11 protein-coding genes are annotated in these 11,347 nt (G+C 67.1%); 3 read left to right on the top strand and 8 right to left on the bottom strand.

The genetic code is table 11. The features are described 5' to 3' along the window. The 7 genes from BLQ28_RS20840 to purT all read right to left on the bottom strand — a co-directional run bounded on the left by BLQ28_RS20840 (nt 1) and on the right by purT (nt 7,247). Nucleotides 1-774, bottom strand: coding sequence for an ABC transporter ATP-binding protein (locus BLQ28_RS20840; RefSeq protein WP_093243335.1), 774 nt, complete (start codon nt 772-774; stop codon nt 1-3). 286 nt (nt 775-1,060) lie between these two features. Further along, nucleotides 1,061-1,885: an ABC transporter ATP-binding protein gene (locus tag BLQ28_RS20835; RefSeq protein WP_093243333.1), complete on the bottom strand. Its 825-nt coding sequence runs from the start codon at nt 1,883-1,885 to the stop codon at nt 1,061-1,063. Then, on the bottom strand, nt 1,882-2,958 hold the full coding sequence (locus BLQ28_RS20830) for a branched-chain amino acid ABC transporter permease (RefSeq protein WP_093243330.1): 1,077 nt from the start codon (nt 2,956-2,958) through the stop codon (nt 1,882-1,884). The genes BLQ28_RS20835 and BLQ28_RS20830 overlap by 4 nt, the downstream gene beginning before the upstream one ends. A gap of 7 nt (nt 2,959-2,965) precedes the next feature. Continuing rightward, entirely contained in the window at nt 2,966-3,841 is an 876-nt protein-coding gene (locus BLQ28_RS20825; RefSeq protein WP_093243328.1) for a branched-chain amino acid ABC transporter permease, read from the bottom strand. Between the two features lie 15 nt (nt 3,842-3,856). Continuing rightward, nucleotides 3,857-4,687, bottom strand: a complete 831-nt coding sequence (locus tag BLQ28_RS20820) for a helix-turn-helix domain-containing protein (RefSeq protein WP_093243326.1) — start codon at nt 4,685-4,687, stop codon at nt 3,857-3,859. 110 nt (nt 4,688-4,797) lie between these two features. After that, nucleotides 4,798-5,739: an alpha/beta hydrolase gene (locus BLQ28_RS20815; RefSeq protein ID WP_093243324.1), complete on the bottom strand. Its 942-nt coding sequence runs from the start codon at nt 5,737-5,739 to the stop codon at nt 4,798-4,800. A gap of 308 nt (nt 5,740-6,047) precedes the next feature. Beyond that, a complete protein-coding gene (gene purT, locus BLQ28_RS20810) occupies nt 6,048-7,247 on the bottom strand; it encodes a formate-dependent phosphoribosylglycinamide formyltransferase (RefSeq protein ID WP_093243322.1) in 1,200 nt (399 codons plus the stop codon). A 178-nt stretch (nt 7,248-7,425) separates the two neighbouring features. Here purT and BLQ28_RS20805 point away from each other — a divergent pair, with 178 nt between their 5' ends. From BLQ28_RS20805 to BLQ28_RS20795, 3 genes are read left to right on the top strand one after another with little or no spacing between them, the layout of a single operon-like run. Further along, nucleotides 7,426-8,274, top strand: a complete 849-nt coding sequence (locus tag BLQ28_RS20805; protein ID WP_093243320.1) for a 3-hydroxybutyryl-CoA dehydrogenase — start codon at nt 7,426-7,428, stop codon at nt 8,272-8,274. A 40-nt stretch (nt 8,275-8,314) separates the two neighbouring features. Next, nucleotides 8,315-9,130 carry a crotonase/enoyl-CoA hydratase family protein gene (locus BLQ28_RS20800; protein WP_093243318.1) on the top strand — a complete coding sequence of 272 codons (816 nt, stop codon included), beginning with the start codon at nt 8,315-8,317 and terminating at the stop codon, nt 9,128-9,130. Between the two features lie 34 nt (nt 9,131-9,164). Next, nucleotides 9,165-10,496 (top strand): serine hydrolase domain-containing protein, encoded by a 1,332-nt coding sequence (locus BLQ28_RS20795; protein WP_093243316.1) that lies wholly within the window; start codon nt 9,165-9,167, stop codon nt 10,494-10,496. A gap of 25 nt (nt 10,497-10,521) precedes the next feature. On the opposite strand, the gene BLQ28_RS20790 is transcribed toward BLQ28_RS20795, so the two are convergent. After that, nucleotides 10,522-11,298: a type III pantothenate kinase gene (locus BLQ28_RS20790; protein WP_093243314.1), complete on the bottom strand. Its 777-nt coding sequence runs from the start codon at nt 11,296-11,298 to the stop codon at nt 10,522-10,524. Between the last annotated feature and the right edge of the window lie 49 nt (nt 11,299-11,347).

The following is an 11,347-nucleotide window of genomic DNA, read 5'->3' as shown; positions in this document are numbered from 1 at the left end:
CTACCTCCAGGTCTTCTTCTTTTTCCAGCGCCGCTCGCCGCGCACGCCGTCGTCTTTCACGCCGAGGTAGAACTCCTTGATGTCTTCCTTTTCGCGCAGGCGTTCGCAGGAGTCTTCCATCACGATCCGGCCGTTCTCGAGCACGTAGCCGTGGTCCGCGGCATTGAGCGCCATGTTGGCGTTCTGCTCGACCAGCAGGATCGTCGTGCCACGCTCGCGGTTGATGCGCACGACGATCTCGAAGATCTCCTTCGTCAGCTTGGGGCTCAGCCCAAGGCTGGGTTCGTCCAGAAGAATGAGATGCGGCGCCGCCATGATCGCGCGCGAGATCGCCAGCATCTGCTGCTGGCCGCCCGAGAGCAGCCCCGCATCCTGTGTCGCGCGTTCGCGCAGGATGGGGAAGTAGCCGTAGACCGTCTCCATGTCGCGCGCCACGCCGTCGCGGTCCTTGCGTGTGTAGGCACCCATCAGCAGGTTGTCTTTCACCGACAGCAGCGGGAACACTTCGCGCCCTTCGGGCACGTGGCTCAGCCCCTGCTGGACGATGTAGGCCGGGTCCTTGGCCGTGATGTCCTTGCCCTGGAATTCGATGCTGCCCTTGCGCGGATCGATGATCCCCGAGATGGTCTTGAGAATCGTGGTCTTGCCCGCGCCGTTCGAGCCCAGCACCGTCGCTATCTCGCCCTGCCGGACTTTCAGGCTGACGCCCCGAATGGCCTTGATAGGCCCGTAGGCGCTTTCCACGTTGAGCAACTGAAGTACGACATCGCTCATGCCGGCGCTCCTACGTTCAGGGAGCAACGCCGAGCCCCACAAACACGCACAGAACAAACACCCCACGACCAAGCCCGGTGTGCGGTGCGGGGTGGGCGCCCCCTCTGCGCCGCCGAGGAGCGCAGCGTTTCGCGGATCAGGGCTCGCAGCTGTTTGAGCGCAGCGAGTTCTGCGAGACCCCGCGAAACGCGAGCACCGCAGGGCAGCCGCGAAGCGGCCGGCGCAGCGGGGGCGCCCACACCGTGCCGCATGCCGGGCGCTCCCAAAGAGGCAACGAACAAGGCCGTCACACCGCCACCCTCCTCAAACTGCTGACGTCGTCCACAGTCCCGAGATAAGCCTCGATCACACGTGCATCCGCCTGCACTTCACGCGGTGTTCCGGTAGCCAAAACCTCGCCCTGATTCATGGCAAGCACGCGGTCCGACACCTTCGAGACCAGAGACATGTCGTGCTCGACCATCAACACCGACACGCCCAGCTCATGCTGGATGTCCTGAATCCAGAACGCCATGTCCGCCGTCTCTTCGACATTGAGACCGGACGATGGCTCGTCGAGCAGCAGCAGCTTGGGCTCGGTGCACAGCGCGCGCGCCAGCTCCACCACCTTGCGCACGCCATAGGGCAGCCCCGCCACCATCGAATCGCGGTGGTGCTGCAGGTCCAGCAGCTCGATCACCTGCTCCGCCTTCTCGCGCGCCGCGATCTCCGCGCGCCGCGTGGCGGGCGTGAAGAACACCTCGCTCCAGAACCCCGTCTGCCGGTGCGTGTGCCGGCCGATCAGCAGGTTGTGCAGCACCGTCGCATGCTCGAAGAGTTCGATGTTCTGGAAGGTGCGCGCAATGCCCAGCGCGGCAATCGCATGCGGCGCCTGCTGCGTCAGCGCGATCGGGCTTCCTGCTTCGCCGTGCCACGTGATCTCGCCGGTGGTCGGCGTGTAGATGCGGCTGATGAGGTTGAACACCGTCGTCTTGCCCGCGCCGTTCGGGCCGATCAAGGTGAAGACCTCGCCGCGCCGCACGTCGAAGCTCACCTTGTTGACCGCGAGCACGCCGCCGAAGCGCACGCTCAATTCCTTCGCGGAAAGGAGGATGTCGTTGCTGCTGCTCATCTCAGGCGGTCCGACTTGGTGAACGACTTCTGCCGCTTGAACAGGCCCTTGCGATAGAACGGAAAGAGCTGCAGCCAGGTGCGGATCTTCAGCCAGCGACCATACAGCCCCAGCGGCTCGAACAGCACGAACGCGATCAGCACCAGCCCGTACACCAGCCCCTGCAGGCCCGGCGCCTGGCCGACCACCTCCGGCAGCCAGTCCTTGCCCATCGAGATCAGCTGCGGCATCGCGATCAGGAAGATCGCGCCGAGGAACGCGCCATGCACCGACCCCAGACCGCCGATCACCACCATCAGCAGCAGGTCGATCGACTGCAGGATGCTGAACTGGTCGGGCGAGATGAAGCTCAGCTTGTGCGCGTACAACGCACCGCCCAAACCTGCGAGCGCCGCCGAGATCGCGAACGACATCGTCTTGTAGCGCGCGAGATGGATGCCCATGCTCTGCGCCGAGATTTCCGAATCGCGGATCGCGACGAAGGCACGCCCCGTCGGCGAGCGCAGCAGGTTCAGGATGCCCAGCGTGGCCAGCACCGCCACCACCAGGCACAAGAAGTAGAAGCCGTCGCCCGAGCCCAGCGACCAGCCGAAGAGCTGCGGCGACTTCACGTGCAGCCCTGCGTTGCCGCCCGTCACGCTCTCCCAGCGCGCGAACACCTCTTCGACGATGAAGCCGAAGGACAGCGTCGCGATGCCCAGGTAGATGCCCTTCACGCGCAGCGCCGGCAACGCGACCACCACGCCCACCGCCGCCGACAGCGCCGCGGCCGCAACCAGCGCCAGCGGAAACGGCACGCCCAGGTTCGTCAGCACGCCTTGCGTGTACGCCCCCGCCCCCAGAAAGGCGGCATGCCCGATGGAGAACTGCCCTGTGAAACCGGCCAGCAGCATCAACCCCAAACCGACGATGCCGTAGATCAGCACGAAGGTCAGTTGTGCCAGCCAGTACTCGTCGATGACCCACGGCGCCGCGATAAGGAACGCGATGAGCAGGCTGTACCAGAGCACATGCCCGCCGTGCCTTGCGAGGCGGATGTCCTGGTCGTAGCTGGTCTTGAAGATGAAGCGCATATGGGACTTACACCTTCTTGCGCAGCTTCTCGCCGAACAATCCGTTGGGCTTGATCATGAGCATCAGCAGCACCACGATGTACGGCGCCGTGTCCTTGAAACCATCGGGCAGGTAGAAGCCCGCGAACGACTCGACGATGCCGATGACGAGCCCGCCGACGATCGCACCCGGCAGGCTGCCGAAGCCACCCACCACCGCGGCCGGAAAGGCCTTGAGCCCGATGAAGCCCATGTTCGCGTGCACGAAGGTGATGGGCGCGAGCAGCATGCCGGCAATGGCCGCGACGGCCGCCGCCAGCCCCCACACCAGCCCGTTGAGCCTTTTCACCGGAATGCCCATGTAGTAGGCCGCGAGCTGGTTCTGCGACGAGGCCTGCATCGCGATACCGAGCTTGCTGTAGCGGAACATCGCGAACAGCAGCGCGCAAAGAACGGCCGTGGCGATGATGATCGCCAGCTGCTCGAGGTTGACCACCAGTTCGCCCAGCTTCCAGATCTGGTCCTTGTAGGGCACGGCCAGCGTGTGGGTCTCGGTGCCGATGCCCGGCACCATCGTGATGATGCCGCGCGCCACGTACGCGATGCCGATGGTGAGCATCACGATCGAGAACTGCGGCTGCCCCAGGATCGGGCGGATCACCACCAGTTCCAGCAGCACGCCGAAGGCCGCCATTGCCACCACCGCAAGGATGGCCGCGAGCCAGAACGGCATGCCGAAGAGCGACATGCCCGCGAACGCGCCGAAGGCGCCGAGCATCATCAGGTCGCCCTGCGCAAAGCTCACCGTTTCGGTGGCCTTGTAGATCAGCACGAAGCCCAGTGCGATCAGGCCGTAGATGCAACCTTGTGCAATGCCCGACAGCAGGAGTTGGAGGATCTGCATGGGGCCCCTGCGCGCTTACTGCCGAAAGCCACCGGCCGCGTCGTGTAGCGCGAGGCGGCGCGAGCCGGCCACGATGTCGCTGGGCTTGAGGCCGTAGACCTGGCGGATCGAATGGCTGAAGTGCGTCGAATCGGGGTAGCCGGTGTCCAGCGCGATGTCGGTCAGCGTGGCGCTCTGGTGCACGTAGCGCAGCAGGCTGCGCGCGCGCTTCCACGCCCTGAAGGCGCGGAACGCCATTCCGGTTTCTTGCTTGAACAGGTGCAGGAAGCGCGAGAACGAGAGGTTCACCGAAGCCGCGCAGTCTTCGGCCGAGGTGGGTGCAGCCGGGTCGGCGTTGATGGCGTCGATGACCTTGCGGATGCGCGCATCGAGCGTGCGCGGTGCAAGCGCCTGGCCGAAGAATACCGTGTCGAAATCGAACCCGTCGAAGCTCAGCATGCGGCCCGAGGCGGCGAGCAGTTGTGCATGGGCATCGCGCACGCGCTGCGCGAACTCGGGCGCGTCGACCGGCCCGCAGTGCTGCATGAAGGCGGGCATGCGCCCGGGGTCGACCGATTCGGATTCGATCAGCAGGTTGAAGATCAGCGGGCACGCGCTCTCGACATGGTGCGGCACGTGCGGCGGCACCACGATCAGTTCGCCCGATTGCCATGCCCCGCCACCGATGCGGATGCGGTTCGGCGGCGCGCCGGTGGGCGACACGTACACGCCGTGGCCACCCATGGTGCGCTCGGCGGCCGCGCCGAGCAGCCCGGCGTAGAACACGCGCTGCGGCACCAGCCACATCAGGCGCTCGCCCTGCCGTGCGTCGCCGCTGTGAGGCGGCGCCGTCCTTGTTCGCTGCATGGTGTTTGTCTCCTGCATCGTTCAACTGCCAACCGGGGGGTGGCGTCGCGTTCGCTGGATCGTAGCGGCGCGAGCCGGCTGCGCGGCACCCATTTGCGCGGGGACTTTCCCTAGGCCGACGCAAACGCGCGCCGCAACTCTGTGGCGCAAAGCGCAACGGCGGTGTTGGCCTCATCGAGCACCTTGCCCATGGGCACGAAGCCATGGATCTGCCGCTCGAAGCAGACGTACATCGCGCGGTTGCCGGCGGCGGTCAGCGCCTCTGCGTAGGCCAGCCCTTCATCGCGCAGCGGGTCGTAGCCGGCGGTGATCACCAGCGCCGGCGGCAGCTTCGACAGGTCGGGGTGCAGCAGCGGCGAAGCGCGCCAGTCGAGGTCGTGCTTCGGGTCGGTGATGTAGTGGTCGTGGAAGTACTTGATGGTGTCGCTGGTCAGCAGATAGCCCTGCCCGTTGCTCTGGTGCGAGGGGTGCACGCGGCGCATGTCGGTGGCCGGGTAGATCAGCAGCTGGAAGGCGATGGGCAAGTCGCCCGCATCGCGCGCGGCGATCGACACCACGGCCGCGAGGTTGCCACCGGCGCTGTCGCCGCCTACGGCGAGGCGGCTCGCATCGAGCCCCAGCGTCGCGGCCTCGCGGCGCACCCAGCGGGTGGCGGCCAGCACGTCGTCGAAGGCGGCGGGAAAGCGGTGCTCGGGGCCCATGCGGTAGTCGACCGCGACCACCGCGCAGCCAGCACCGTTGGCCAACTCGCGGCACAGCACGTCGTGCGTGTCGAGATCACCGATGACCCAACCGCCGCCGTGGTAGTACACCAGCACCGGCAGCGGACCCGCGCCCGAGCCGAGTGGCCGGTACAGGCGCACCGGGATGGTGCCGTGCGGCCCGTCCGCCGCCAGGTCGCGCACTTCGGCGACTTCAGCGGCCGGCGGCTGCGTGGCGGTGCGCCGCTCGCGGTAGAAGGTCCGCGCATCGGCGGGCGACAGGGTGTGCGTCGGCGGGATGCCGCGCGCCTCGATGAAGTCGAGCAAGGCGCGCGCCTGGGGATGCAGCATGGTGTCTCCGGTGGATCGAGCAAACGCCCAGTGTGGAGTGCATCGCACATGCGCGGTATCCGCATGCACCCGCATGCACCCGCATCCACCGGCGTTCTGGCAGGAGCCCGCACCATGCACGCGTGCCCCGACGCGCGGCTTGCGGAAACTGGCTACATCTGTCGCAGAGGCTGCACCACCCACGACGCATGAGACCGGCGCGGCCAAATCCAGGGACACCGTGGAACCGGCTTTGCCGGGCCACCGGTGTCGCCCCCGGTAGGGGGTTGGAGAAGCGACACGAAGTGCGCGAAGCCTGGGGGCGAGCCTTATCTACGCGGTTTGACGCGCGAGGCTGCCTCCTTGGCGAGCTTGCGGGCCGTATCGGTGTCGGCCGCATGCACCAGCGCCACGCCCATGCGGCGCTTGACGAAGCTCTCGGGCTTGCCGAACAGGCGGATGTCGCTGCCGGGCACCTGCAGCGCCTCGGCCACGCCGTCGAAGGCGATGCCGGTGGCATCGACGCCGCCGTAGATCACCGCGCTGGCGCCAGGGCTCTTGAGCGAGGTGTCGACCGGCAGGCCGAGGATGGCGCGCGCATGCAGCTCAAACTCGTTCTGCCACTGCGTGGCCATGGTGACCATGCCGGTGTCGTGCGGGCGCGGGCTGACTTCGCTGAACCAGACCTCGTCGCCCTTCACGAACAGCTCGACGCCGAACAGGCCCTGCCCACCCAGGTCGGCCGTGACGGCCTGCGCGATCTGCTGCGCCTTCTGCAGCGCGGCCGGTGCCATGGGATGCGGCTGCCAGCTTTCCACATAGTCGCCGCTCACCTGCACGTGGCCGATGGGGTCGCAGAACTTCGTTTCCACCGCGCCGGCCGCATCCTTGGCGCGCACGGTGAGCAGCGTGATCTCGTAGTCGAAGTCGATGAAGCCCTCGACGATCACACGGCCGTGGCTCACGCGGCCGCCGGCCATGGCGTAGTCCCAGGCCTTCTGCACGTCGGCGGGGCCGTCGATCTTGCTCTGGCCCTTGCCGGAGCTGCTCATCACCGGCTTGACGATGCAGGGGTAGCCGATGCCTTCGTCGATGGCCGCTTGCAGCTCGGCCAGCGAGTCGCAGAACTTGTAGGGGCTGGTGGGCACGCCCAGCGTTTCGGCGGCCAGGCGGCGAATGCCTTCGCGGTCCATCGTGAGGCGCGCGGCGCGGGCCGTGGGAATGACGCGCACCACGCCCGCGTCTTCGAGCTGCTGCAGCATCGGCGTGGCGATGGCCTCGATCTCGGGCACCACCAGCGTGGGCTTCTCGGCCTCGATGAGTGCCTTGAGCGCCTCGGGGTCGCTCATGGTGATGGTGCGCGCGTGGTGGGCCACCTGCTGGCCGGGGGCGTTCTCGTAGCGGTCGACCGCGATGGTCTCCACGCCCAGGCGCTGCAGGGCGATCAGCACCTCCTTGCCGAGCTCACCGGAGCCGAGAAGCATCACGCGGGTGGCGGAGGGGGAAAGAGGGGTGCCGAGGGTGGTCATGATCGAAGTCGGAAAAGGGGGAAGAAAAAGCAACCGCCGCACTGTAAGCCACCCGTGTCGCACGCGGCAACGGCGCCCCGGCGGGGCTGATCCACAATCGATGTCCTGCCGCGGTGGCGGCCTTGCGCGCCACCCGCTCCCCGCATTCTTTTTTTGTTTTCTCTCAAGGAGTTTTCTCATGGCTATCCAGACCGTCGGCATCATCGGAGCCGGAACAATGGGCAACGGCATCGCGCAGGCCTGCGCGGTGGCCGGCGTGAAGGTGGTGATGGTCGACATCGCCCAGGCGGCCGTCGACAAGGGCCTGGCCACGGTGTCGGGCAGCCTCGACCGCCTGATCAAGAAAGAAAAGCTCACGGCCGAGCAGAAGACCGCCGCGCTGGCGCTCATCAAGGGCTCGACCAACTACGACGACCTGAAGAGCGCGCAACTGGTCATCGAGGCCGCCACCGAGAACCACGCGCTCAAGCTCAAGATCCTCAAGCAGGTCGACGACATGCTGGCACCCGAAGTCATCATTGCATCGAACACTTCGTCGATCTCGATCACCCAGCTCGCGGCCGCCACCTCGCGCCCCGACCGCTTCATCGGCATGCACTTCTTCAACCCGGTGCCGATGATGGCGCTGGTGGAACTGATCCGCGGCTACCTCACGAGCGACGCCACGCACGACGCGGTGAAGGCACTGGCCGAGACCCTGGGCAAGTCGCCGATCACGGTGAAGAACGCGCCGGGCTTCGTGGTCAACCGCATCCTGGTGCCGATGATCAACGAGGCTTTCTTCGTGCTGTCCGAAGGCATTGCCACGGCCGAAGACATCGACGCCGGCATGAAGCTGGGCTGCAACCAGCCCATCGGCCCGCTGGCGCTGGCCGACATGATCGGCCTGGATGTGTGTCTGGCCGTGATGGAGGTGTACCTGGAGCAGTTCGGCGATTCGAAGTACCGCCCCTGCCCGCTGCTGAAGGAAATGGTGGCCGCCGGCCAACTCGGTCGCAAGACGGGCCGCGGCGTCTACACGTACTGAGCCGCGGCGCCATCGCAACAACAACACGGAGACAAGACCGATGACTGCGACCCCCACCACCCCACCGGCAGAAGGCTGCATCGACACCCAGGTGCTCGACCACGTGCTGCTGATCGGCATCAACCGCCCGGCCAAGCGCAACGGCTGGACGCCGCCGATGTTCAAGCAACTGGCCGAGGCCTACACCCGCCTGGATGACGACCCGAACCTGCGCGTGGGCGTGCTGCATGCCTTCGGCGACCACTTCACGGCGGGCCTGGACCTGCCGGCGGTGACCGAATACATGAAGCGCGGCGAGAAGGCGATTCCCGCCGGGCTGGTGGAGCCGCACGACTTCGGCCTGCCCGGCTACCGCCGCCGCACCAAGCCGATGGTGGTGGCCGTCAAGGGCATCTGCTTCACGGTCGGCATCGAACTCATGCTGGGCGCCGACATCGTGGTGGCGGCCGACAACTGCCGCTTCTCGCAGATGGAAGTGCAGCGCGGCATCATGGCCACGGGCGGCGCCACGCTGCGCATGGCCGAGCGCGCGGGCGTGGGCAACGCGATGCTGCATCTGCTGACAGCCGACGAGTTCGACAGCGCCGAGGCGTACCGCCTGAACTTCGTGCAGAAGGTGGTGCCGGCCGGGCAGGAGCTCGACGCGGCACTGGCCATTGCGCAGCGCATCGCGGCGCAGGCACCGCTGGCCGTGGTGGCCACGCGGCTCAACGTCATCAAGGCCGTCGAGCAGGGGCCGCTCGCGGCCGTGTCGGAGTTCATCGACACACAGAAGCGGCTGTCGAACAGCGAGGACGCGGCCGAAGGCGTGCGCTCTTTTGTCGAGCGCCGTCCCGCGCGCTTCAGCGGCCGTTGATGCGATGTCGATGAACACCTCCCCAAAAATCACCATGACCTTTTTTGCACGCACGGCGCTTGCCGCCGCCTTCACCCTGCTTGCCGTGAACACCTCCAACGCCCAGACGCCCGCGCCCGCCGCGCTGCCCGACCCCGTGGCCACCTCGGTCGAGGCCATGGGCTGGATGAAGGGCTTTCCGCCCGCACCCGACAAGCTCATCACCTTCGACAACCCGGCGGGCGGCGTGTTTCCGCGCACGCGATGGAGCTTCTCGCACATCCGCGAGACGGTGCCCACCGCAAACGTGTGGCGCGGCCCCGGCGCGGCCAGCCCGCTGCCATCGGCCGCACCGCGCTTCGACATCGAGAAGGTCACCTTCAAGCCGCTGGGAAGCACCGGCGACGCGACGATGAACTTCGCCCAGATGATCTCCGGCACCTACACCGACGGCATCCTGGTGATGCACCGCGGCAAGGTGCTCTACGAGAAGTACTTCGGCGCACTGTCGCCCGAGCGGCCGCACATCGCGATGTCGGTCACCAAGTCCTTCGTGGGCACGCTGGCGGCCATCCTCGCGGATGAAGGCAAGCTGGACCCGGCCGCGCCGGTCACCAAGTACCTGCCCGAGATGAAAGACACGGCGTACGGCGACGCCACCGTGCGCCAGGTGATGGACATGACGGTCGGCGTGCACTACTCCGAGAACTACGCCGACCCGAAGGCCGAGATCTGGGACTACGCGCGCGCCGGCGGCATGCTCACCCAGGGCCAGAACTACACCGGCCCGAAGTCGTTCTATGAATTCCTCGTCACGCTGAAGAAGGAAGGCGAGCACGGCGATGCCTTCGCCTACAAGACCGTCAACGCCGAGGTGCTCGCCTGGATCGTGCGCCGCGCGAGCGGCCAGTCACTGGCCGACCTGCTGAGCGAGAAGATCTGGCGCCGCATCGGCGCCGAGCAGGACGCCTACTTCATGGTCGACCGCATCGGCACCGAGTCGGGCGGCGGCGGCCTGAACACCGTGCTGCGCGACCTGGCGCGCTTCGGCGAGACCATGCGCAACGACGGGCGCGCGTCCAACGGGCAGCAGGCGATTCCGAAGGCGGTGGTGGAAGACATCCGCCGCGGCGGCGACCCGGCCAAGTTCGTCAAGGCGGGCTATGCGCTGCTGCCGGGCTGGTCGTACCGCGACATGTGGTGGATCACGAACAACCCGCACGGCGCCTACATGGCGCGCGGCATCCACGGCCAGAGCATCTATGTGGACCCGAAGGCCGAAATGGTGATCGTGCGCTATGCCTCGCATCCGATCGCGGCCAACGGTGGCAACGACCCGCTGACCTTGCCTGCGTTCCAGGCGATGGCCGAGGCGTTGATGCGCTGATGCGTCCCTGGGCCTTCCTTGCGGCTCAGGGCTTGGCCCGCTCGCGGGCAATCACCAGCAGCCCATCCATGATGAGGCTCTCGACCAGCTCGAAGTGCCCGTTCATGACGGGCGCCATCTTCCAGCCCGCGCCGCCGGTCATGTAGCAGGCCGGCTCGGCGCCGCAGTGCGAACGCACGTGCTGCACCATGCGCTCGACCGCACCCGCAATGGCATAGGTGCCGCCGCTGGTCAGCGCATCGCTGGTGTTGGTGGGAAATTCGCGCACCTCGCCGGTGGGTACGTGCAGGCCCGCCGTGCCCGACTCCAATGCGCGCAGCATGATGCCGTGGCCCGGCAGGATGAGGCCGCCGAGAAACTTGCCGCTGGCATCGATCGCCTCGACCGTGACGGCCGTGCCGATCAGCACCACCACCATCGGCCGCGCCGGCCCTTGCGCGAGCATGCGGTGGCGCGCGCCGATCATCGCCACGAAGCGGTCGGCACCCAGGCGCGTCGGATGGTCGTAGCCGTTCACGATGCCGGCCTCGCCCGCGCTCGACACCACCCAGCGCGGCGTGCAATCGAAGCGCTCGACGATCTGGTCTTCGGCGCGGCGCCGCAGGGTGTCGCCGGCCACCACGCAGCCCAGCATGGAGCCGGGCGCGGGCAAGTCAGCCCAGGGGCCATCGGCGAGCCGTTCGATGTGATCGAGAAATTCCGCACCCTGCGCCTGCAACGTGGCGCCGGGATGGGCTCCGTCGTAGAGCGCCCATTTGAGGCGGGTGTTGCCGATGTCGATTGCGAGGAAGGGGGATGCCATGCGCCGGATTATTGCGACTTTGTTGTTATTCCTGCTGGCACGTCCTTGA

It is taken from the genome of Variovorax sp. EL159 (assembly GCF_900100965.1).
Classification (GTDB): Bacteria; Pseudomonadota; Gammaproteobacteria; order Burkholderiales; family Burkholderiaceae_C; genus Variovorax.
Note: the sequence above shows the minus strand (reverse complement) of the source record. Positions and strands in the feature narration are given on the sequence as shown.